Origin of the sequence: Flavobacterium sp. FlaQc-47, assembly GCF_044006475.1 — a bacterium.
Classification (GTDB): Bacteria; Bacteroidota; Bacteroidia; order Flavobacteriales; family Flavobacteriaceae; genus Flavobacterium.
Genome location: NZ_JBIPCQ010000007.1, coordinates 74,572 through 97,718, shown reverse-complemented (window position 1 = coordinate 97,718; position 23,147 = coordinate 74,572). Strand labels below are relative to the sequence as shown.

At 31.6% G+C, this 23,147-nt stretch carries 21 protein-coding genes; 4 read left to right on the top strand and 17 right to left on the bottom strand.

From position 1 onward, the window contains the following. Positions 1–317 precede the first annotated feature (317 nt). Entirely contained in the window at positions 318–1,235 is a 918-nt protein-coding gene (locus tag ACHRVX_RS19975) for a hypothetical protein (protein WP_395335491.1), read from the bottom strand. Positions 1,236–1,821: 586 nt separating this feature from the next. On the opposite strand from ACHRVX_RS19975, the gene ACHRVX_RS19970 reads away from it, so the two are divergent. Next, entirely contained in the window at positions 1,822–2,994 is a 1,173-nt protein-coding gene (locus tag ACHRVX_RS19970; protein WP_395335489.1) for a hypothetical protein, read from the top strand. Positions 2,995–3,068: 74 nt separating this feature from the next. On the opposite strand, the gene ACHRVX_RS19965 is transcribed toward ACHRVX_RS19970, so the two are convergent. Both ACHRVX_RS19965 and ACHRVX_RS19960 read right to left on the bottom strand, forming a co-directional pair. Then, positions 3,069–3,503 carry a DUF6526 family protein gene (locus ACHRVX_RS19965; RefSeq protein WP_395335486.1) on the bottom strand — a complete coding sequence of 145 codons (435 nt, stop codon included), beginning with the start codon at positions 3,501–3,503 and terminating at the stop codon, positions 3,069–3,071. A gap of 430 nt (positions 3,504–3,933) precedes the next feature. Beyond that, the gene (locus ACHRVX_RS19960) at positions 3,934–4,416 is read right to left on the bottom strand and encodes a DNA-deoxyinosine glycosylase (RefSeq protein ID WP_395335483.1); all 483 of its coding nucleotides are present in this window, start codon (positions 4,414–4,416) and stop codon (positions 3,934–3,936) included. A 214-nt stretch (positions 4,417–4,630) separates the two neighbouring features. Between ACHRVX_RS19960 and ACHRVX_RS19955 the strand changes: the two genes are divergently transcribed. Together ACHRVX_RS19955 and ACHRVX_RS19950 are read left to right on the top strand one after the other, a co-directional pair. Continuing rightward, entirely contained in the window at positions 4,631–5,650 is a 1,020-nt protein-coding gene (locus tag ACHRVX_RS19955; RefSeq protein WP_395335480.1) for a helix-turn-helix domain-containing protein, read from the top strand. A 432-nt stretch (positions 5,651–6,082) separates the two neighbouring features. Then, entirely contained in the window at positions 6,083–7,033 is a 951-nt protein-coding gene (locus ACHRVX_RS19950; RefSeq protein ID WP_395335477.1) for a GNAT family N-acetyltransferase, read from the top strand. A gap of 99 nt (positions 7,034–7,132) precedes the next feature. Here the strand turns inward: ACHRVX_RS19950 and ACHRVX_RS19945 are convergent, their stop codons facing one another. The 7 genes from ACHRVX_RS19945 to ACHRVX_RS19915 form a co-directional block, all read right to left on the bottom strand. After that, positions 7,133–8,332 (bottom strand): NAD(P)/FAD-dependent oxidoreductase, encoded by a 1,200-nt coding sequence (locus ACHRVX_RS19945; RefSeq protein WP_395335475.1) that lies wholly within the window; start codon positions 8,330–8,332, stop codon positions 7,133–7,135. Further along, on the bottom strand, positions 8,329–8,817 hold the full coding sequence (locus ACHRVX_RS19940; protein ID WP_395335472.1) for a low affinity iron permease family protein: 489 nt from the start codon (positions 8,815–8,817) through the stop codon (positions 8,329–8,331). Before ACHRVX_RS19940 ends, ACHRVX_RS19945 begins: the two co-directional genes overlap by 4 nt. 6 nt (positions 8,818–8,823) lie before the next feature. After that, positions 8,824–11,637, bottom strand: a complete 2,814-nt coding sequence (locus tag ACHRVX_RS19935) for an AsmA family protein (protein ID WP_395335469.1) — start codon at positions 11,635–11,637, stop codon at positions 8,824–8,826. A gap of 198 nt (positions 11,638–11,835) precedes the next feature. Further along, the gene (locus ACHRVX_RS19930) at positions 11,836–12,717 is read right to left on the bottom strand and encodes an MlaD family protein (RefSeq protein WP_395335466.1); all 882 of its coding nucleotides are present in this window, start codon (positions 12,715–12,717) and stop codon (positions 11,836–11,838) included. Between the two features lie 25 nt (positions 12,718–12,742). Continuing rightward, positions 12,743–13,525, bottom strand: a complete 783-nt coding sequence (locus tag ACHRVX_RS19925; protein ID WP_395335464.1) for an ABC transporter ATP-binding protein — start codon at positions 13,523–13,525, stop codon at positions 12,743–12,745. A gap of 1 nt (position 13,526) precedes the next feature. Then, positions 13,527–14,285, bottom strand: coding sequence for an ABC transporter permease (locus tag ACHRVX_RS19920; RefSeq protein ID WP_083693934.1), 759 nt, complete (start codon positions 14,283–14,285; stop codon positions 13,527–13,529). A gap of 557 nt (positions 14,286–14,842) precedes the next feature. Next, positions 14,843–17,122: a glycosyltransferase gene (locus ACHRVX_RS19915; protein ID WP_395335460.1), complete on the bottom strand. Its 2,280-nt coding sequence runs from the start codon at positions 17,120–17,122 to the stop codon at positions 14,843–14,845. Positions 17,123–17,544: 422 nt separating this feature from the next. Between ACHRVX_RS19915 and ACHRVX_RS19910 the strand changes: the two genes are divergently transcribed. Next, positions 17,545–17,706, top strand: a complete 162-nt coding sequence (locus ACHRVX_RS19910; RefSeq protein WP_394777096.1) for a DUF1328 family protein — start codon at positions 17,545–17,547, stop codon at positions 17,704–17,706. 277 nt (positions 17,707–17,983) lie between these two features. On the opposite strand, the gene ACHRVX_RS19905 is transcribed toward ACHRVX_RS19910, so the two are convergent. The 7 genes from ACHRVX_RS19905 to ACHRVX_RS19875 form a co-directional block, all read right to left on the bottom strand. Continuing rightward, the gene (locus ACHRVX_RS19905) at positions 17,984–18,481 is read right to left on the bottom strand and encodes a DinB family protein (protein WP_395335458.1); all 498 of its coding nucleotides are present in this window, start codon (positions 18,479–18,481) and stop codon (positions 17,984–17,986) included. 20 nt (positions 18,482–18,501) lie between these two features. After that, positions 18,502–18,876, bottom strand: a complete 375-nt coding sequence (locus tag ACHRVX_RS19900) for a VOC family protein (protein ID WP_395335456.1) — start codon at positions 18,874–18,876, stop codon at positions 18,502–18,504. Between the two features lie 83 nt (positions 18,877–18,959). Continuing rightward, on the bottom strand, positions 18,960–19,172 hold the full coding sequence (locus ACHRVX_RS19895) for a hypothetical protein (RefSeq protein ID WP_395335454.1): 213 nt from the start codon (positions 19,170–19,172) through the stop codon (positions 18,960–18,962). Positions 19,173–19,181: 9 nt separating this feature from the next. Continuing rightward, positions 19,182–19,562 carry a DoxX family protein gene (locus tag ACHRVX_RS19890; protein WP_395335452.1) on the bottom strand — a complete coding sequence of 127 codons (381 nt, stop codon included), beginning with the start codon at positions 19,560–19,562 and terminating at the stop codon, positions 19,182–19,184. A gap of 385 nt (positions 19,563–19,947) precedes the next feature. Next, a complete protein-coding gene (locus ACHRVX_RS19885) occupies positions 19,948–20,685 on the bottom strand; it encodes a GNAT family N-acetyltransferase (protein ID WP_395335450.1) in 738 nt (245 codons plus the stop codon). A 70-nt stretch (positions 20,686–20,755) separates the two neighbouring features. Beyond that, positions 20,756–21,361: a Crp/Fnr family transcriptional regulator gene (locus tag ACHRVX_RS19880; protein ID WP_395335448.1), complete on the bottom strand. Its 606-nt coding sequence runs from the start codon at positions 21,359–21,361 to the stop codon at positions 20,756–20,758. Positions 21,362–21,554: 193 nt separating this feature from the next. Further along, positions 21,555–22,907, bottom strand: a complete 1,353-nt coding sequence (locus ACHRVX_RS19875; protein WP_395335445.1) for a hypothetical protein — start codon at positions 22,905–22,907, stop codon at positions 21,555–21,557. Between the last annotated feature and the right edge of the window lie 240 nt (positions 22,908–23,147).

Sequence of the window (23,147 nt, the reverse complement as noted above, 5' to 3'; positions counted from 1 at the left end):
TTAGGTACTAAATATTGGTAGTTCGCATAGAAATCGGAATAAATCTAGCGTGCCGTAGGTACGCAATAGTTATCATTTTGTTGCGTACCTACGGCACGCCAACATATTTCGAATCTATATTATATTAACTACCAATATTTAGTGCCTAACGGCACATTCAAATATTAGTTTACATTGCTCTAATTACAAAAAAAGCTTAACGTAATGACATTGACTGCAATCCTTAATGCCGCATTTTGACAAAAAAAAACAGTAATATAAATTCAACATAAAACTTATAATTTCTTCTATGAACTTATATGGTTCAAAAAAAAAACTTAATGTCTATAAAACTTAACGTGATTCCCAAAGGCATAAGTTGCAGTTAACGTTGGACCATTATAACCCCATTTAAAAAATCCGTTTAGTTTTTCTCTGTCTACATCAATTCTCATGTTCAAGCCTGTATAACCTGCTGTTAGACTTAAGTTTTCGTAAACATTGTATAATACGGACAAATTATAACTCCAAAGACGCCCGTCGATTTCATCAACTTTTATAGCAAAATAGTTCGCATTTGCATAAATCCCCCATTTTTTTGCCAGAACAACTTCTGTCCAAAGTCCCAGATCGGGAAGTGGTGCAGTAAAATCAAAACTGTCTTTGTATTCTGCTTGTGCCGTAGCAGCTTCCAGATTTAAACCCACATCTGCAAGCGTAATATGCGCTCCTATAAGTGCACCAATTTCATATTTAGGTTGTGATACGAATGCATATCCATAAGTAATGCGATAAATTTGATTGTCCATAAATGCCGAAACGGTTGCATTGACAGGATAAGTATGGTCGCCAAATTCTATCTCTTTTTGCAGCGTTTTAGTGGCTGTTCGTTTTAAATAAAAATATTCTGCGCCAAATCTGGATCTTCTGGAAATTCTCCATTCAAATGCTCCGGTAAATGAGGTAGTATTTTTTTTAAATCCCAGATCGTTTTCAAAATCAATCATATTTCCAAAATCACCATTATTACTTCCTACTTCAACCTGTGTATTATTTGACGGAAAAAATACGCCGGCGGTAAATTTAAAACGACGTCCGTGCCAGGGTAAATCTTCTGCCTCATAATTTTGAGCCGACAAATTAGAATTGTTTTGTAGCGTCGTTAAAGTATTTTCTACGGGGATTTCAGCTGTAGTCTGAGCGTAAATTGTACAATAGAAAAAGAAAACTATCAAAAAATAAAACAATTTTTTCATGAGACTTACTTTTAGATTTATTGATAAAATTGAAACATTTAAAGTTAGCAAAAAAAATCATACATACTGAGTTTTTTCTTGTTATTTTTCTGTAATAACATTGATAATCAGTGAAAAGAAATATCAATATCAATTTCAAAAATCAATATCAAAAATCAATATCAAAAAACAATTACAAAAAACAATTATAAAAAGCAATGTCAAAAATCAATATCAAAAATCAATATCAAAAATCAATATCAAAAATCAATATCAAAAATCAATATCAAAAAATAATTGCAAAAAACAATTACAATTCAATTTTATCCTAATTATGACATTCACATTGATTTTTGACATTGACATTTACTTTGATTTTTGACATTGACATTGCTTTTTGAAATTGACATTTGATTTTTGACATTGACATTGCTTTTTGACATTGACATTCACATTGATTTTTGACATTGAAATTGATTTTTGACATTGACATTGCTTTTTGACATTGACATTGACATTGATTTTTGACATTCACATTGATTTTTGACATTGACATTAACTTTTAAAAAGATTAATTATATTTGAGAGTAATCTCTTAAAATAAAACATGGATAAAAAATTAAAGCATTTCTTCGTAAAATCTGGTGTAGTATTATTATTGATTCATTTGGGCTATTTTTTATATGGCTATTTTATGTTTGAAGGAATTGGGAATATTGATATTTATACTGAGTTTTACAGGTTTAAATTTTATGATGATGTTTCAATTTCGCACTTCTTTGTAAGTGGTTTGTTTTTACTTTTCTTTCTGATTTTTATACTAAAAAATCATTCAGGACAAAATTATTCTTTTGGAAAATTGCTTAAAATTGGCGGCGTCTTATTGCTGATTTCTTTTTTGAGTTTTTCTTTTTTTGTGAGTTATAGTTTTGGATTGAATGCAAAATTGAAATCGGAATTATCAGAAAAAGAGTTTAATAAGGATAAAACGCTGCTGAATGTTTTAAATCCGTTTTTGTATAACTATACATCTTATAGTTCTGAGAAATTATTTAATCCGCTTAATATTTTATACCCAAAACCATATCCGGTTATTGAAGTTGTGGACAGTACTTTGATTTCGGATCAAAATTATAGTACCGAAAGTACCTATTACAGCATTGATACGCTGAAAATGCTGACAACTGATTTAGATAAAGTTTCAACAGTAACGAGTTCGATTTTGGATCATATTGGTTTTGGACAAAAAGAACTTAAGGAACGTATTATTTCTAAGAAAATAATTAAGGATAGTACTGAAATTATTTATAAAGGGCAGGAAGTAAAGCCCAGATATGATGGTGATATTTGCATATTTCTGGAAAATAAGTCATTGTACCAACCTGTAAATGGCATTCCGAAAGAGAAACAGCAATTTGATGCTGCGGTAAAACGTTACAAGCTGATTTATAAGTACAAGCAAGATTCTTTAGTTACTAATTTTAAAAAATTAGATACACTTTTAAAGAAATACAGGATCGAAACTGCTATTGTTCCTAAAAACCTTGCGAAAGATGTTGAGTATTTTAAAAATCACAATGATGAGGTGCTGAATGAGATCAGGAATAATTATGACAGAAAAGCTTTGAAAGAAAAATTCATGACTTTAGAAAGATTATTCTATGAGCCAAACTATCTCCATCAGTCAATTATTGCAATTTATTTTGGCGTTATTGTAATAATGTGGCTGATTGGCTTTTTAATTTATATTTTGTTCAATTTCAAAAGAAAAGCTGCTTAAAGAAAAGCAAATCAATTTTATTGAATTTAAAATTTGAAATTGATTTTTGAAGTTGCTATTGCTATTGACATTTGTTAAACCCTGTTATAGTCTCCCTTCCAGTGTACAATCGCTTTTTTGATTGCATCTCCGGTTAAGTTGTTTTTTAGAGCATCTTCTATAAGCGGAAGTATTTCATTATCAGGCGCAAAACGCAGTGCAAATATTTGATCGTCGGTCAATTTATATTCAAATTCTTCAAGCCTTTTTCCGGTAAGGGTAAAGTAACGATAACGAAGTTCTAATCGCACAATTCGGTTTTGAAGAATTAACGAATAATGCTGGCGTAACATAAAAGCAAGGCAAAATAAAAAGATAAAAACAACGCTTATAAACGTCCAGATTAAGGCATCATTTGTTGTGAAGGCAAAGTAAATACTTAAAGCTAAAAAAATAGTCAGAATAGGATAATAAACAAAATGATGCGGTGTATAAAACCGTATATGATTGTAGTAGGTTTGAATTTTCATAGCTGTTTTGTGTTTAATGGGTATAAAAAACAAAAGCTACCCTAAAAAATAGAATAGCTTTTTTTCCAAAAATAAACTAACATAACCAATGTTTCCTTTATAATTAAACTTATTAAAGTTCTCTCAGTAATATCTAAAATATCTTAAAAAAAGCCTCAATTTCATGATTCATTCTACATGGCTTTATTTGTTTTTGTAAAATTAATATTGATTGTAAGAAAAGCTGTTATATTTTGAAAGACAAATGTTATAGGATTTCAACATTGTGTATAACATTGAATTATTGAAGTGAAAAAAGGCGTTTAATTAGCATTAATATATTGTTATGTGTAAGAAACGAGTTTCTTTTTGATTTACTATTTTCAAACACATAAAATCTATGTTTCTATGTATTTAAATAAATTTTGCTGCATTATACCTAAGGGGTTTATTATAATGTCGCAATAATTTTCCACTCGTCTAGCTTAGACTGATATGTTTTACTGGCATTTGCCGGACTTGTAGAGGGTAACGTAATAAGTCGATACGGGTTTTTTAAATGAACATATTTTTTGAAGAATGCCGCTGCAGCCTGCCCATTAAACAAAATGGTTTTAATATTGGGATGCTGTTCCAAAAATGTTTCAAAATCATTTGCTATTTCGTTTTTTATGGCGCTGTCTAAACTTCCAACACGGTCACAAAATTGTAAAACGTCCCATACTGCAATTTTATTTTTTTGCAAAAGTGCTTTTTTAGTTTCGTAATCGGTTGTGAAATCTTCATTAAATATAGCGAACATAAATTTCCAGAAATTATTTTGATTATGTCCATAATATTGGTTCAGCTCTAATGATTTTGTTCCGGGCATTGTGCCTAAAATCAAAATCTTAGCGTCATCTTTTGCTATTGGGGAGAAGGAAAAACTTTTCATATAATTACTTTTTGCAATAGTTAAGGTAAAGAATTTAAATCTTAAAATAATCATTCGGAAGTAATTATAAAACAATTTAGAAAAATTATATAACATTCTTGCTGTACTTCTGACCGAACTTTGAATCGTAGATTTTTAGAAATCCGTATACCACAAAACGGAACTTACTCTATAAAATCTATATCAAATTAAGTAGAATTTAAATCCGGGCAAAATGAAAATAGTTACTATAAATACAGAAAAAACTCAAAATATATTTGAAGAGTTAAATGCAAACTTTGGAGGAAAAGTAACTTTTGATTTAGACGAATATACATTAGAAACGAATAATAATTTTGCCAAAGGTTCTATAATTGGTGCTTCTTTTAATGATAATATTTCTTATGTTCAATTTGATATGACATTTTCTGTTGATGTTCGAATGGATATTTTAAATTCAAAATCATCACCAATATATTTTGCTTATTGTTCAAAGGGAAATTTATCGCATAGATTTGGTGTTACGGGCGAGGAACGTGCTTTTAAAACGTTTCAGACTGCAATTGTAACTTCAAAGGAAAAAGAAGATAATGTTTTGTTCTTTGAAAAAGGTAAAAACACTCAATTGACATTGATAATTGTGGGAACGCAAAATGCAGATCAAAAACATTCTTTGAATCATAAAGTAAAAGATACTTTCTTTGAAAATAATGAGGTTCAGGATTTCTTTTATGTAGGTTCGTATAATTTGAAAATTGCAGAGAAAATCGAACAATTAAATGCGATTACACAAACCGGAATCGTTAGAAATTTATTGAAAGAAGGAATTTTAAGAATTATTCTTGCCATGGAAATCCAACAACATACAGATGATGTAAGCATTGGTGCTAAAGATACAAGTTGTTTGACTTTAAGAGAAATGGAAGAAATAAAAGAACTTTCGGAAGCTATTAAAGCAAATCCTGAAGAAGCTTTTACGATTAAATCACTAAGTAAAAAGTCCGGTTTATCACCAAACAAACTACAGGAAGGTTTCAAATTGATTCATAACAGAACCGTAAATGACTACATTACTCATATGCGTGTTTTAAAAGCCGAAATATTAATTAGAACTTCTGATTTAAATATATCTGAAATAGTTTACTGCATTGGTTTTACCAGCAGAAGCTACTTCTCTAAAATCTTCAAGGAAAAATTCAATTGTTCTCCAAAAGAATATAAATTCAATTTGAATCCGTTGGCTATTACAGCTTAAAAGGAGGTTCAAGGAAGGTTCAAAGGTGCTAAGGTTCAGAGGTACAAAGGCTTTTTGTTATCAATATAAGATATTATTAATGTCTTCGTAGAGGCGCACAGTAGTGCGTCTCTTTTTTTTGTGTATAATTTGCCCGCGGATTTTACGGGTTAAACGGATTTATACGGTTTTCTTACTGTTAAAAGTGTTCTCGAAGTTCGCATTCTTTTTTTGCTTCTAATTTGCCCGCGGATTTTACTGGTTAAACGGATTTATGCGGCTTTTATAAGCTTTTTGAACCTTTAATCTTCATATTTCAAAAGATAATGTTGTACGCCTTTAAGGAAACCTTTGCCACTTTGTACTTCTAAACCTAAAAAAACTCTACCTCTTATAACCTTCGTATCTAAAAAACAATTACATTTGCATAACTAGTTATGTAATTAATTATATATGGAATTTTTTAATAAGGTTGGTAAGGTGGCTTTAGGTAGCCGATTACGTTTAATGACAGCGATTATTACTGATGATGCTGCGAAAATATATGAATCGTACGGAATGGATTTTATGCCAAAATGGTTTCCGGTTTTTTATACCTTGATGGAAGAAAAGGAAATAACCATTACAGAAATTGCCAATGAAATTGGTCATTCTCAACCATCAGTCAGTAAAATTGTGCAGGAAATGATTGTGGCAGGATTGATCGAAGAAAGCCAAAAAAGCAATGATAAACGCAGGAATATTGTGGGTCTGACATCGCAAGGAATGGAATTTTCGAAAGAATTAAAATTGCAGTTAAAAGATGTGGAAGCGGCTGTTGATGGTTTAATTTTTGAATCAAGTTACAATCTCTGGGCAGCACTTGAAGAATGGGAATTTTTATTGGAACAAAAAAGTTTATTCAAAAGGGTAAACGAGGAAAAGAAAAAACGTGAAAGCCATGACGTGCAAATTGTAGATTTTGAACCTCAATATCTTGAAGCTTTTAAATCATTAAACGTAGAATGGATTTCGACTTATTTCGAAATGGAAGAAGCAGATTATAAAGCTCTCGACAATCCGCAGGAATATATTTTAGACAAAGGCGGAAAAATTTTCGTGGCTTTGTACCGAAATGAGCCTGTTGGAGTTTGTGCGCTGATCAAAATGAAAAATCCAACGTATGATTTTGAAATGGCAAAAATGGCAGTTTCTCCAAAAGCTCAAGGGAAAAATATTGGCTTTTTATTAGGTCAGGCAATTGTAAATACTGCCAGAGAACAAGGCGCTAGCAAAATATATCTGGAAAGCAATACAATCTTAAAACCTGCAATTAACTTGTATAATAAATTGGGTTTCCAGAAAGTATTTGGTTTAGCCACACCTTATAAACGTTGTAATATTCAGATGGAGTTGGTTATTTAGTAAAAAGGTTCAAAGGAACAAAGGTGCAGAGGCTCAAAGGTTGGCTTCTTTGTACCTTTTATTCCTTTGTTCCTTTGAACCTTAAAAAAAGTAAAATTTTCACCTTCCAAATCGATAATACTCCAGATCCTGATTCTTTTTATCATTAATCGAGTCTAAAATCGAATTCATTCCTATAACGCTAAAAGTGATTCCGTTTCCTCCAAAGCCCAGGACATAATGCTCATTTTTGTTGGGATCTTGTTTTCCAAAATACGGTAAACCATCTTTGGTTTCTCCAAAAGTTCCTGCCCAGGAATAATCTAATTTAAAATCGATATTAGGGAATTTTCTTTTAAAATGTCTTAAAAGATATTGTTCTTTTTTAGGCAGTAGTTTATCACGCTTTATTGCATCTTTGAATTCTTCATCACCGCCACCCATAATAATTCTGTTATCTCTGGTGACTCTAAAGTATAAATATGGATTTGAAGTATCCCAAAAAATGGCGTTTTTAAAAGCCGTAGGTAAAGTCTCCTGACTTTCGGATGCAATTACAAACGTACTTTTTAAATCTACTATCTTTTCATTTATAGTTTCGGTGCTTTCATAACCTGTGCAATGAATTACGTGATCTGCGGTTATGGTAAATTTATCTTCTGTTTGGGCTATTGCTTTTCCTTTTTGATTTTGAATCGATGTAATATTGGTTCGGTCATAAACCAGCATTCCCTTTTTTTTACAGTAATGAATTAAATCATTTGCAAATTTATAAGGATCCATAACGGCGGCTGTTTTTGATTCTATTGCGGCAATGGCATTAAGTCCCATTTTTTCAAGATGCCATCTTTCCAGCCAGTTAACATCAAATCCGTGTTCTTTCCGGCATTTATATTCGTTTCTTAAAAACGGAATATCTTTTTTTAAGGAACAATAGTAGATACTTTTTTTGAACTCAAACTGACAATCGCTTTTTATGGTATCAATAATAGTTCGCAAATCAAAAATGGCTTTTTTTCCATTTGTATAACTATTTACAGCGCATTGTACTCCCCTCAATTCTATAAGTTTGTGCAGCGGAACATCAATTTCATATTGTAGCAAAGCGGTACTCGCCGCCGTGCTGCCGTTAGCAACGTCGCGACGATCCACTAATATTACTTTTTTACCTTCGGAAATTAATTTGTAAGCGATTAATGCGCCTGTAATTCCAGCACCAATAATTAAAATTTCTGTTTTGAGATCTTCGTCTATGGATGGATAGCTGTATTTCATGGCGCTTTTTAAAGGCCAAAAAGTTTCAGAGGAACGTAGTTTCATTTTTTGGTTATATTTCTGGTGCGTGATTTAGTTCTGTTTTTGTCTTTTCGCTCGTGCTGGTCCTGTGCTTCGGCAATAGAATGCGAACTTCTGATGCTTTCATCTTCTTTAGCCAGTTCACTAAGTCGGTGATAATATTTTTGAACGATAATCATTTCTTCCTCGGTCATACTTTCAATGTCGACCAGGCTATTACTGGAATATTCGTTTGAAGCCACTAATTCGTTTAACTTCAATTGAATGGCAAGTGAATCTTTATTCTGTGCTTTCTGAATCAAAAACACCATCAGGAAAGTAATAATTGTAGTTCCGGTATTGATTACCAATTGCCAGGTTTCTGAATAATTGAAAATAGGTCCTGAAACTGCCCAAACAACTACAATTAAAAAAGCACCTATAAAAGCTGTTGTACTTCCTGCGGCTTTAGAAACTTTGGTGGCAAATTTTTCGAAAGCACTGCTTTTCTTTTGTTTTTTAGATTTCATTGCAATTTACTTTTTTCGTTTACTTACTTTTTCTTCCTTAATTACTTTGTTATTTTTTTCATCATAAACAGCTCCAATAATTTTTTGACCTGTTTTACTGAAAATTTTAATTTTAGGGGAATCGTGAGTTCCTGTAATCACAATAGGAAATCCGACTATACCAAATGGAGGTAATCCTAAACGCATTCGTAAATCTAAAAGTCCGTCAAAGCTTGTTGTTCCTTTTATTGTAGGTCTGAAACTAGCAACGCTAAAAGTGAAATCTTCTATACTTATTAAGTTATTATCAATGGTTGAATTAATTTCAATTCCTTTCAAATTAGGATCGTCTAAACCTTTTTGTCCGGTTTGAGAACTGATTCCGTCAAATAATTTCAAACCTTTGACTTTTACATCGCGTAAATTTATTTTTCCGCCACCTTCAAGAGATTCGTAAATAGGTCCCATATTTCCGTCCAGATCTCCTTTGATTTTATAATCAACAGAAATAATTCCCTCTGCTTTTTCTGCTGCTGAAACCATATCATGAAACATCGGGATTTCTTTGTAAGCTCTTTGAACGCTAAAATCTTTGGCGGTAAAATGAGCATCAAAATGTGCTGATGTTGGCGACTCATCTTTATAATTAGCGTCAACTCCCATAATACAATCAATGATATTAAAAGTGGTATTTTGTAAATAAAAACCATCTTTTGTGATGCCTATTTTACCATTCAGTTTGTTTAAAACTAAACCGTTATATTCAACTTTATCTGCATTTGCAGTAAGTGCAACATTTAAGTTTTTAGGTACAATAACAACTCCGCTCATTTTAGGATGATCTTCTCTGGCGTATTGCACTTCGATATTACGATCAATATTTTCTCCCTTTTTAAGCGCCATAAATTCATCAACATTAATCAGTTTTGATTTCATATTGAAATTCCCGCTCAAGGTTCCGTGTGATTCCAGAAAGTAATTAATCGTATTCAGTAAATATCCGTTTATGGCAAAATCAGATTTTCCGTAAGAAGCATCAAATCTTTCAAACCACATTTTCTCATTCTGAAAACGGAAATTTCCCTGTTTGATAAAAAATGCTTTCGGGAAAAGTTGTGAGGTTGTTTTTATATTTTTTAAGACAATAGTGCCTCGATTATCTAATTTGTCATATTGCCCTTTTGTAGCATAGCTTTGTTTCCCTTTCAACGAAAGATCTGCTTTTGCATAACCCGTAACATCAAGTCCTTTTTGAGAAAAAACCTGATAAATACGTCCAACATTGAGTTCGCCTTTTATTTTTGCGTTATACGCTAAATCGCTAAAATCAGAAAGTGTGGCGTTTACGTACATCGGATTTCCTTCAAAAACAAATGAAGCAGGAGCAACCGCAACAATCAAATCCTGAAATGTTCCGGCTTTGTTTAATACATTCGCCACAAAAGTGATGTCTTTAATAGGGTTAGGATAGGAGTCGGTTTTTAGCCAGCCGTTATGTAATGCGATTCCGCCAATAGTTTTAGGGAACAGTTTTTTTGATGTACTAAAAACACCTTTTGCCTGAATATTAGTTTTTAGAATCCCTTTTAAGTCAAGACTTGTTAAACCCAGCGCAGCATCAACTGTAGCCAGATCTAATGCGCCTTTTACACTTGCGTCAACTGTCATTTCGTTAAAACCTTTACTGCGTAAATAAGCGGTGAAATAATCTTTTTCGCCCACTTTAAACTTAAAAGTATCCAGATTCACCAATAGTTTTTCTATGTCAAGTGAAGGCAAAACCGCGTTTAGATTCATTTTAAAATCTGTTAATGGGGCAGGAGCATTCTGGTAATCTATAGCACCTTCATCAATTTTTAAATTGAAAGCCAAATCTGGTTTTTGGTTTTTGGCAATATTATAATTTCCTCTAAAAGTAAAAAGCAAGTCACTTTTACCGGAGATTTCGGTTTCATCCATCCAGGTTAAATATTCCGGCGGCATCACTGAAAATAAATCTTTTAAGGTGGTGTTTTCAGATGCTGCTTTAATATTGATTTTATATCCGTCTCTTAAAATGGTAAATAAACCAGTAAATTTTAAAGGTAATTTATTGATTCGTAACTCATTTTTTTGAAGAATGAACGAAAGTGCGTGTGTATTAATTCTGGTAATTAAATCAGCACGAAGTTCTTTTTGTCTTAAATAGGCTGTTTGCTTGTAATAGAAATCGACATTGTCTATTCTGGCATCTGTTTTTAAATCAAAAATATCTTCGCTTAAATTTCCTTTACCAACATAATTAAAACCTTTTGCATCAACCATAATTTTGGCAGAACGGTCGTTGTATTTTACATGACAATCCTCAAGATCAATTCGTTCTAACCGGATTGCGGTTCCTTCATCAGGGTTATTTGGATCTTCCGGTTTTTGATCTTTCGGAGCTACATAAATGTTATAATTAGCTTGTCCTTTTTGGTTGACCATTATATTGATTAATGCTTTTGAAACGTATAATTTATTAATTTTTACTTCATTGTCAAAAATTAATCTTTTAAGGTTAATCCCAAAAGCAACTTGTTCTGCTTTTAGTAAAGTATCATTGCTGAATGGCGCCGAACCTGTAAGTGATAAATCGTCAAGCGAAACGGTAAGCGACGGAAAATGTGTAAAAAAAGAAAGTCTGGATTTTGTAAAATCCAGTTTTGAATCTAAACGCTCATTTGCGATTTTTTTTACTTCAGTGGCAACTGTTCCGGGAAAAAGTAGCGGAATCAAAAATAGTAACAGCAAGATACTTGCTATTACTATTCCTGTTACTTTTAAAATTTTGAGGCTTATATTTTTATATGAGGTTTTCATAATTATATACTTTAATCGTAGTTGAAGCAACTATTTTTAACACATCAAACATACTTTTAAACTGAAAAAAAGGCATTCCATCTGTTTAATGCATATATTATTCTTGTGTGAAAAGAAATATATTTCTTCTTTGATTACTTTTTAAAACATGAAATTTATGTGTCTATGTTTTAAAAAGTTTTCACTGCGTAATTATTTTTATTGTTTTCCTTTTGCAGATTGCGCTTTTTTAGCGTCTTCCTCTTTTTGCTTTTCAAGCTTTTGTTTGTCTTCTTTAGCTTTTTCCTCTTTCGCTTTCTCTTCTTTTTCCTTTTGCTCTTTTGCCGCTTTTTCTTTCTCTTCTTTTTCTTTAGCAGCTTTTTCCTGTTGTTCTTCCTTTTTCTCTTTTAGTTCTTCTTTTTTCTTTTCTTTTTCTTTCTCTTTTTTCTTGAAATAACCTTTAAGTAAAAAGTTGCTTTTTGCCGCTTCCATATTTTCACTGAAACCTTTTGTACCGGATTCTAAATTAGAAAGTGTGTTTGACACGCTGCTCGCCATTTTATCATCGCGAACTAATCTTGCCAAAGCACCGTTTCCGTTATTCATACTATGACTAAAAATGGCAAGTTCATCTGTTATTACAGCAGCATTATCAACACTTTTTTTAACGCTTTTCATTAAATCCTGCATTTCAATTCCGTTGACAGATGGAATTGCACCACCATTTTCTACCACTTTTGTAGATTTAACTCCAGGAGAAATAGTCAGCACTTTGTCTCCCATTAATCCGTCAGAACCAATACTTGCACGGGCATCTGTTTTAATAAATTCACGAACTTCATCTTTAATGACCATTCTTACTACTACCGAGGAGTCATTTATTAGTTGAATTTCTTCGACCGTTCCGATATTAATTCCTGAAAAACGTACATTATTTCCAACTTCTAAACCACTAACGGTTTTGAACTGGGATGTGATGTTGAATGTTGAACCAAAAAGATTTTTTTGTTTTCCAATAAAGTAAATCGCCATTACAAAAAGCAGTAAACCTATTGTTACAAACATTCCTAATTTCCAAGTATATCCAGATTGCTTATCCATGATTTCTAATTATTTATTTTTAGTATTATTGAAAAAAAGACCTAACCCATTCGTCTTCGTCTTTTTCTAGTTCTTCGTATGTTCCTTCTGCGTGTATTACTCCATCTTTTAAAACCATGATTCTGTCAGCTGTTAGTTTTGCACAAGCCATATCATGTGTAATAATGATCGAAGTAGTTTTGCGTTTATGTTTGATGTCGAGAATTAATTCGCTTATTTCTCTTGATGTTATCGTGTCTAATCCGGTTGTTGGTTCATCGTATAAAATAATCTCCGGTTTTAGTATTAAAGTTCTGGCTAAGCCAATTCTTTTTTGCATTCCTCCGGATAATTCGGATGGCATTTTGTCAATAGCATCACTCAATCCTACATTATCCAACGCTTCCAGAACTTCACTTTCAACTTCTTCGGGAGTTAGATCGCGTTTGTGTTTTTTAAGTGTAAAAGCTAAATTTTCTCTAACCGACATTGAATCATATAAAGCACCGCTTTGAAACAAAAATCCAATTTTGACTCTGATAGCATTCAGTTCCGGTTTTGTTAGATTCAGTATGTTTTCGTCAAATACTTTTATTTCGCCTTTGTCTGGTTCAATTAAACCTACAATACATTTTATAGTAACTGATTTTCCTGATCCTGATCGTCCTAATATCACTAAATCCTCGCCTTTATTTACGGTAAGATTTACGCCTTGCAAAATCTTGTTGTCTTTCCCAAAAGTTTTGTGCAAGTCTTTGATTACAATCATAGGCTCTTGCGTTTTGGTATCTGAAACAGGTTCTTCTATGTTTTCTTTATCCTTAATCATCTTAAAAAAATAAATCGGTTATTTGAACAGCGACCATATCAATAATAAAAATGGTTAACGAAGCCGTTACAACTGCTGAATTGGCTGCTTTTCCCACACTTTCAGTTCCATTTGAGGCATTAAATCCTTTGTAACATCCAATCATTCCGATAAAAAATCCGAAGAAAAAGGTTTTAACAGTTGCCGGAATAATATCCAGGAATTCTAATGATTGCAAAATTTGTGTGAGATATCTGTAAAAATTAACATCTCCATGTATATTGATGCCTACATATCCGCCAATGATCCCTACAGCATCTGCAAAAAAGACTAAAATAGGCACCATTAATGTACAGGCTAAAATTCTGGTTACAACTAAATAATTATAAGGATTTATCGCTGAAACTTCCATCGCATCAATTTGTTCTGTTACTTTCATGGAACCTAATTCGGCACCAATTCCTGATGAAATTTTACCGGCACAAATTAGTGCTGTAATAACAGGCGCAATTTCTCTGATTAGAGAAAGTGCCACCATTCCGGGTAACCATGATTCCGCCCCAAATTTTACCAAAGTTGGTCTTGATTGAAGCGTAAGTACTAAACCCATAATAAAACCGGTTATAGCAACAAGAGGCAAGGATTTATAGCCAATAACATAACATTGCTTCAAGAACTCTTTTGTTTCATAAGGAGGAACAAAAACCTCTTTAAAAAACTGCTTTGCAAACACGGTTGCATTTCCTATTTCTGTGAATGTATTTTTTAAAGTAAGAATCAAAATACTATGTTTTAAGTTAAATCTATCGCATAAAATCAATGGTTTAGGAAGATTGCATACCCCTTGATTATTATAGGTTAAAATTACTTTAGAAGTAGGAAGAAAATCTTACACAACTTTTTTAGAAGTTTATATAATTAACATAGTCAAACACAATAAGTGTAATATTATCACGTTATGCGGAAAATGTTAAAGGCTGATTATTAGGTTCATTTCGTATATTATATATCTATAATAATGGCACACGGATTTCGCGGGTTAAACAGATTTGAGCCGTTTTGTTTGTTTGTTTGTTTGTTTGTTTGTTTGTTTGTTTGTTTGTTTGTTTGTTTGTTTGTTTGTTTTCTAATTTTTTAGTTTCTGACGGAGGGAGAAATTGATCCCAACTTTGAGCACAGTAAACCCGACAGGTTTTAAAACCTGTCGGGTTTCGCGAACAGTCAAATTGCTCGTTTTAGAATTTCCTGAATATACAAAAAAACAAAAAATCCCTTTTATAAAAAAGGGATTTTCTGGGTTGAATAGATTTTGGTCAGTACTAATCTATATCTTATTTATTACGAATTAATAGCAATTTCGTCTTTATTGGGTTTCATTAAGGGGATTACTTTTATTTCGGATAATTTTAGGTTTTCCATTAGTAATCTTGCAGTTAAGAAACATACAGTTGATTCAGCACCTTGATTTAAGTTTACATTTTCTTTTTCAAGTCCGTCATAACCTCCACCACTAATTGGGTTGTACATAATTTGACCTAAATGATTTTTTCCTAAAAACCAGTTGAATGCAATCTTCATTTTCTGTTTGTATTCCGGCGTACCAAAAGCACTGTAAAATGAATTTAATGTATGAATTGTGTAAGCAACATCAATAGGTTGTTCTCCATAAGGATGTACTTCTGATTGTGAATTTCTGTGTAACCAGCCATTGTTTGAGATTACCTTGAAATTATTTTCACTGAACATTTTAGACATTAAAAAGTCAAGTGAATCTAAAGCTACTTTTTTATAAATAGGTTTATTAGTGGTTAAAAATGCAAACAGCATTGATTCCGGTAAAATACCATTTCCGTAAGTCATGGAGTTTTCAAACCATCTCCAGTCGCTTGACGCGTGAATTTCATAATTAGAAAGCAATTTTGCATTCAGTTTATTGATAATTGCAGCAACGTATAAGTTAGGAACAGCTGTGTGATATAAGTATAAACCTTTTGTTGCAAAACCTATTGAACGTGGCGATTGAATGCTTTCGGCCCATTTTAATGAGTTCAATAAACATTTGGATGCTTTTTTAGTGATGGCTTCAGGTAAAATATCCGAGTGTGAAATTACTGTTCCTAATGCCCAGATCGCTCTTGCGTTAGAATCTTCTAAGTTTACTTCAGCATTTTGCTCGATATGTTCGCGGTTTTCCTGATCAACATAATTGATAAAATCACCTTTTGGCTGTTGACAACGTATGATGAAATCTAAATAAATTAGAATATATGCTAAATCTTCTTTATCCTTTGTAAGTTTGTAATGCATACAAATCGCAATTAAAGCGCGTGCATTATCATCTAATGTATATCCTGATTCAAGATCCGGAATTGAAATTTTACTAAATTGGATAATTCCTAAATCAGTTGTCAGTTTTTTGATGTGTGACAATTGTATTGATGGATAGGTATATTTTACTTCAGTTTGGCTTTCAAAAAGTTGCTGATAGGTATTCATGTGAGTAATTGCTGCATTTTCCCATGATGAAGCACGAGTTTTTCTAAAAGCGTTAATTCCCATTTCTTCTCTTAGATTGTCATCTGAAAGTAATTTGATGGCTGCATCTGAAAATTGGTCTACATTTCCGATATCTACTAATATCCCTGAATCCTCAGTTAAAACCTCTAATGTATGAGGTATTTTTGAAGCTACAATTGGGCATGCACAACTCATTGCATAAGAAAAAGTGCCGCTTACTGCCTGATTTGGATCTTTTGATGTAAATAAATAAACATCAGTAGCTTTTAAGTAATCTAAAAGTTCATTTGTATCTAAATATTCATTTATAAACCTAACGTGATCTTTTAAGTTCAGGTTACTAACCATTGCTTCAAGTTTATCGCGATAAGCATCAACACCGTCAACGATTAGGTTGGGGTGGGTTTTGCCAATAATTAAATAAAGAGCGTTTGGTGTGTTTTCAATGATTTTTGGCAATGCCTGTAAACCGGTTTCTATATTTTTTCCTTCTCCTAAAAGACCAAAAGTAGATAATACTTTACGATCCTGGATATTGAATTTTTCTTTGGCTTGTTGCGGAGCTTCATAAATTACAATATGAGTTCCGTGAGGTACGCAGGTAATAATTTCATCTTCGATGTCATAATCTCTCATCAAAATTTCTTTTGACTGGTTTGTCATTACAAAAACCGAATTACTATAGGATAATAATAACTTTACAAAAGTTTTTAATTCTTTGTTTGGATTTTGAATTACACTATGAAAAGTATAAGTCAGTGGTTTTTTTACTTCATTCAAAAAATCTAATAAATAGTCTCCGTAGTTTCCTCCAAATAAACCAAACTCATGTTGAATATGAACTAATTTTACCGATTTATCTTTGTTGATTTCGTGGGCAACTTTAGTATATTCTTCTTTATTTTTTGTGTTTAAAGTATAAGCCTGTGTTGGATTTGCTTTTGGTTTATCAACTAATTCACAAATCTGGCAAGTAATAGATTTACCGTAAACGTCTGTAATTCCTTTTATTGTATCCTGAGTGTATGTTGCTATTCCGCATTGAGTTGGAGGGAATGTTGATAGAAAAACTATTTTTGATTTATTTGATATCGTTTTCATGAATAGTATGTTTTAGTTCTGTTTAATAAAGTTGTTAAGGTTCAATTTTGCTGCCGCAAGTTTTAATTGGCAACACTGTAATAAATGTAAATTAGTTTATCAAAAAATGTTTTTTCAAAATGGTGTAGTAATTAAGATTTGTAACCTTCTACAACCATGTGATTTTTAAATTTTTTATAAAATTACTTTGCGAATGCAGGCAGAATTAATCCAATCGATCAAAAAATTAACTCAAAAGGTTTTATGTGGGAATTCTATAACAAAAATCGTTAATTGTAAAAGTACGCAAAAAATTGATTTATAGTCGATTGCGATAAAAAAATACTGTTTAGAGTTAAGCTATTTTGTATGAATTATCGAATTTTGAATAACAAACAAATCAGACTTGCAAAAAGTCATTTATAAATTAAAAAACTAAGATTATGTTACGTTGGACTGTCACATTTGTAATTCTTGCTATAGTAGCCGGAATTTTTGGTTTTGGCGGAATTGCCGCTGGAGCTGCTGGTATTGCAAAAGTTTTATTCTTTATATTTTTGGTATTATTCGTAATTTCATTAATCACTGGAAGAACAAAAGTTTAGCAATAAATTTTCAATCATATAAAAAAGCGATCCTGTATTTTAAATACGGGATCGCTTTTTTTATGTAAGTTAGAAGATAGAAAAAATTTTCGCAGAGCAAACAAAGTTTTTTTCCAGAGAGAATGGATATAAACGCAAAGTTCACAAAGCTAGGTCAACACAAAGCTATTTGAACTTTGTGTTTGTCAACAATCTACTATAAAAAATAAATTTGTTCAGGTTTAATTATTTTCACGTTTCAACTTGTAAACTGCGACTGAAAACTGAAAACTAAAAACTATTTCCCTTCAATAACTTTCAATTGATGCGTATGTCTTTTAGTATGGAAAATAGCAAAGTTAATTAACTCATATATTGTTAAGTTGCCGATTCCCGGGATTTCAAAATCAAGACAGGTTAAGGATAAATCATAATTCTCTACAATATCAAGTATTTCTGATTCTATTTTTTGAAGCGTAGAAAGAAGTTTATTTTTGTCGTATTCCCAATCTTCAGGATAAATGGATTCCGGCGAATCATATTTTGTATTGAAATTTAAAAAAATATTCTTTAGAACAGGAACTTTTTCATCGATTGTACCTTCTAGTTTTTTAGTATTTCCATCACAAACTTTTTTAAAACCTGATGTTGCTTTTATAATATGTCGGGTCACTTTTCCAGGGGTCCAGCTTCCATCAAATGGAATTATATTAATTTCGCTTTGGTCAAAAAGTGAAAGTGTTTGATATAATGCCGCAAATGTATTTTCTACTTCTTTTTTTAGTTCGGCTTTCATGATGATAATTTTAGTTTTACTTATTTAGTTATTGAAGTAATCCACCAAACATTTCCAAAGGGATCTGTTATACCGCATGTTCTGCCATAATCCTGATCACTTAATTCCATTACATTTGTTGCGCCGTTTTCTAATGCTTTTTTATATGTTTCATCGGCATTAGAGACATATATAAATAAGTTTGAGGTTTGTTTTGCCCAATCTTGATTTTCGTCTGTGACCATAATAGTGCTTCCGTTTATGGTAATTTCGGCGTGCATTACAGTACCGTCGTCGCGTGTTTGTTTATTAGATTCTGCTGCACCGAAAACTCTTTTGGTGAATTCGATAAATTCTGATGCGCCTTTTAAAATTAAATAAGGCATTATTGCTTGATGTCCAGATGGTAAATTCATTTTTTATAGTTTAATAATTAGTATTATAAAATTATGATTTTAAAATATTAATGTAAAAATGAGGTTTTATGCTTTTTATTGAATTATAAAAGTACTTCACAATGAAAACCATGAGCATTGAGAAGCTCAATGATTCTTGCGCTTGAGATCGATATACTATGGATTCGCAAAATTTTATCACAATCTTCCAAATCAAAATTGATGTTGCTGTTCGGAAAATGTTCAAGAAGTTTGGCTACAATCATATTTGATTGTTCTATTTCCTGAACATTTGTTTTAAAAACTTCGATCATCATTTCTACATTTTACAAAGCAATATTTTTATAGCGATCAATTCTATGATAATAATGGTATGAAATTGCTAAAATAACCAAAAAGATTAGGGGAAAAAATGACTGAAAGTTAACTCCATCAACAGCAAAATGACTTATCGATGCAAATATGAAATCGAAACCAAAACCGGCATAAGCCCATTCTTTTACATTTTTTGGAATCTGTGGAATGACTAATATCAAAACTCCCAGGATTTTAAAAACAACCAATGCATTTCCGAAATATTCCGGATATCCTAAATGTCTGATTCCTTCTTTTGCCATTTCGCTTTGTGAAGTCAGCGCAGGCATTACGCCTTCAAATAGAAATATAATAATAGTGGTAATCCAAAAAATAATTTTTGCTTTTTTCATAAGGTTGTTTTTAAATAGTTATTAGCTAATGTATTACAAACTTACGAATCTTATTTTTTTGAATTAATAGGTATTTAAGACTATTTTAGGGGCATTTGGGACAAAGTTTTTAATTTAGATTTTTAGATTATAGAGGAAAGATTATAGAAGAAAGATTATAGAGGAAAGATTATAGAGGAAAGATTTTTAGATTTTTTTTGAATAAAGTAACCGCAATAGTTGTCAGGCTGAGCGAAGTCGAAGTCTGTTCGCTGCGCAATTCGGGAAGAATCACTTTGCGGGACTTCGACTTCGCTCAGTAGGACAAAATGAGCAAAAAAAATGCACCGATAGAAAAATAAATAATCAGTGTAAAATCCGTTTAACCCGCGTCATCCGCGTGCCATTACAACGCCCTTAAAATATAATTTTTGATAATAAACAAATCTTCAAACCCCAGCTTTGTATATATATCTTTTCCCATTGCAGAAGCTTGGAGTAAAGCATAATCAGCTTTTAAATCGATAGAAAGATTAAGGGCAAACTTCATGATTTCTTCTGCAAAACCTTTTCTTCGCATGTCCGGCGTAACACCAACACCATGAATTCCGATATTGTTTTCGGTTTGAAAAAGTATAAAAGTACCTATCGGTTTATTTTCTAAACAAACTAAATAAAAATGTACTTTATTGTGATTGTGAATAAGGATTTCTTTGCTAATCACATAACCAAAAGCAGCTGGATAGAGGTTTGCCCAGATTTTAGCATCTTGTTCGTTATCAATTTTTTTAAAACTAAGATTATTTTGAAGGATAAATTTCTGGTCTAATTTTAATGCCATTGCAACTTGTTCGGTTTTTATTTCGAAGCCATAAGCATCAAGTATTTCATAAGATTTTGTTTTGAAGATATCCCAATACGGCAAAACTAATCCCAAATTAGACTGCATCGTTTTTATAATCTCCGGTAAATCTCTTTTGGTAATATCTTCATGTAACCACAATTTATTAGGCCATCCTGAATTTTCGATTTTACAATATTCGAAGGTTTGATTTTTGTGACAGGATAGGAAAGGAGCTCCAACCGTTCGCCATAAAGAGGTAAGATTATTTATGTTGTCTTCGATCAGGTTTATATGTTTCATTTAGATACTAATTATAATAATGAAGACAAAGGTAAGCGTCACTTTTTTAAAAAATCTTTACATATGTTGATTACAAATCTTTTTCAAGACTTTTTCTAATGCGGCTTAATTGTGTAGGCGTAATCCCTAAATGAGATGCAATGTGCAGTAACGGGATTCTTTCTTGAATATCAGGATGTTTGGATAAAAGGTGCAAGTATCTTTCGGTTGCGTTTTTCATAACGATAGAGATTTCTCTTTGCTCTTTTTCAATTACCCAATTTCTTTCTAAATAAGCAATGTAAAACGTTTTTAAATCATTGTTTTGGAAAATGAGTTCCCGATATTTTTTATGGTTGATGTTTATTAAAATGGAATCTTCGAGTGCTTCAATCGCAAAATCAGAAGGTATTTGCTGAATTAAAGAAGCTGTTGAACCTGCAAAATCACCTTCAAGAAAGATATTTTTATTATAAATATTTCCCTCGCTATCAGTTATGAAAGCTCGTAATGCACCCTGAATAATAAAATGGATTTCTTTTGCAATTTGTCCGTTTCTTAAAAGTAAATCTCCTTTTTTTATTGATTTTTGTTCAACGATATTTTCTATCAATTGCCATGAATCCAATGAAATAGGAGCATAACTTTCGAATTTTGATTTTAATATGCTGAGAGATTTGTATTGATCGAGTGACATTTTTAGTTACGATTTCATTGAAATATCAAAAGTAATGATAAAGTTTATCATTTATCAGGGTCATAAAAAACACCAATAATTACTCTGTTTTTTAAAGAAGGGATTTGCATAATAATAAGCAAAAAAAACGCTGTACAAAATAGTTGTTACAGCGTTTTTGACAGCTTTTTTTTAGTAAATTTTTAAATACAATTTACTGATAATAAGTATAATCAATTTTAATAATTTGATTCGTATTACTTTTTGTAAAATTATAAGAGTCTACTAAATTATGATCATTAAGCTGAATTGTACCAAAGAATTTGAAATTATCATTTTCTGTTTCCTGTTCCGCTTCAGAGTAATATTTCTCAAATGTAGTATCTCCTTTTTTCTCTATTTTCGATTTTCTAAATTGTAAAACGGTACCATTTTGGTATGAAGTATATTTATGCGTAAAAGGAAATATATTTGCCTGACCGCCACAGTTTCTTGTCCAGACCACATTGTTTATGTAATATACAGTACAATTGTTTTCAATTTTTTCTTCGGTAAAAGAATTCATGTAAGCAAATTTATCATCGATCATTAAAGTGTACGATTTTTGTAATAGTTTGCCATTTTCAAGCCAACTTATTCTGGTTTCGTTTGCGTCTCCCACTTTTTCAGTCGATATCATTTTGCTGTCATCATAAGTGATAGTATGTGAAACCTGATCATTTTTTAGCACTGTAGTGAGTAATCCTTCTTTATAGATAAAAATAGTTTTACTGGTTTCTTGTCCTTCTCTGTTAAAATTTTTAATTAAAGAAGGCTGTCCATTTTCATTTAATACAATACTTTTTAATGGAATTTTGGTTCCTTTTTTATTGGTAATATATGAATCTATCGTTTTTACTTTTGTATTAGGTTGTTTAAATACAACAGCATCATCTTCTTTAATGTCACTAAATGGCATAATAATGCCTGACAGTGCAACGTTCAAAACTTCTTTAGATTTTGCCGTAATTTTGTTTTTGCTTAGCAGCGAAGCAACTTCTTTTTTATATTTTCGGTTATTGATTACATAAGATGATTCTTTTTTACCACCCACTTGTTCTGATACAAATTCCGTAGCCATTTTATTGCCTTCTCTTACTTTTACATTATCTTTCATTTTGCCACTCCAGTATACAAGAGATTTGTAAGACTGACCATCAACGCTTATATCAAGAGTTTGCTGGTTGTTGAAAATTATATAAGTGTATTTTCTAATATTGATGATTTCTAACGGCTCTTTTTCAAAATTCTTTTTTAATTCCATTTGCTCAGAGTTGTCCGGATTTGCTAAATCTACATTGCTTCGTCCTGAATATTGATCAACATCTACTATTAATACATACTTTTTTCCTGCAGATATACGTAAAGTATCAATTACTAATGGTTCCTCTTTAACTACCATTTCCTCAACAACTACATCTTGTGCCACTTTTGTTGTTTTAGGTTTTGTTTTCTTTTTAGTTTTTTTTTGTGAAAACCCTTGAAATGAGAATGTAAGAATAATAATAAAGCTCAATAAATGTTTCATTTGACTTAGTTAGATGATTAATTTGTTTTTTAATTAATTTATTTGTGGTATTATTTAAGATAAGACTTATAAATTCTTTATATAGCTTAGATTTATAAGTGGGTCAAATGTAATTATTTTCGTAATAAAAAACCAGTACTTTTTAGTAAATATTACGATCCATGAAGGGACGGAAAAATCTTTTTTTGTAGTCAGGAAGTTCCGGGGCGCAAAAATGATTTTAGAAGGAAACAGAATAAA